General features: G+C 72.4%; 1 protein-coding gene. It reads right to left on the reverse strand.

The features are described 5' to 3' along the window. The coding region (locus ACEN88_RS33455) for a HAMP domain-containing protein (RefSeq protein ID WP_413346638.1) at positions 1-706 on the reverse strand (706 nt) is incomplete at both ends.

Raw genomic sequence — 706 nt, forward strand, 5'->3', positions numbered from 1 at the left:
CCACCTGCTGCAGCCGCTGCGGCTGGGGTATGGCGCGGCGCCGTGGGCCGTCAGGCTGTCGTTCCCGCAGAGCGTGGCGACCGCCTCCGCGCGCGAGCTGGTCCGCCACGCCGTGGTCGCAGCCCTGTTGTGCGCAGCGCTCGCGGCGGCGGTGCTGGTCGCCGTGCTGCATCGCCTGACGCGGCCGTTGCGCAGCCTGGGGACCGCGACGTCGCCGGAACTGCCGCGTACCTGCGCCATCACGTCCTGGATCTTCGCGACGAAGCGGTTGAAGCCGTCGGAGATCGTTGCCAGCTCGTCGTTGCCGCCGACTTCCAGGCGGCGCGTGAGGTCGGCCTCGCCGCCGGCCAGCGCCGTCACGTCCGCGCTGGCCTGGTCGCCGCTGCGCAGCTGGCTGATGCCGAATTCCTGGCTGTCGATGGCGTTGCCGTCCCCGTCGAACCGGCGGCCGAAAATACCATTGCCGTCGCCGTCCGCGCCCTGCCACGCGACGAGGAAGGAACCGTCGGACAGGGCCGCGACGTCGGCATCGTCATGCCCGCCGCCCGATGCCACGTTGGCCTGCGTGACGGCGCCCACGGCATGGCCGGCGGCATCGAAGCGCTGGAAGAAGATGTCGCTGTTCGCGAAGCCCCACGGGTCGTTGACATAGCTGTCCCACGCGACGACGAAGCCGCCGCCCGCGAGCGCCGCCACGTGCGGCAGC

Source organism: Massilia sp. CT11-108, assembly GCF_047302915.1.
Lineage (GTDB): Bacteria > Pseudomonadota > Gammaproteobacteria > Burkholderiales > Burkholderiaceae_D > Telluria > Telluria orientalis.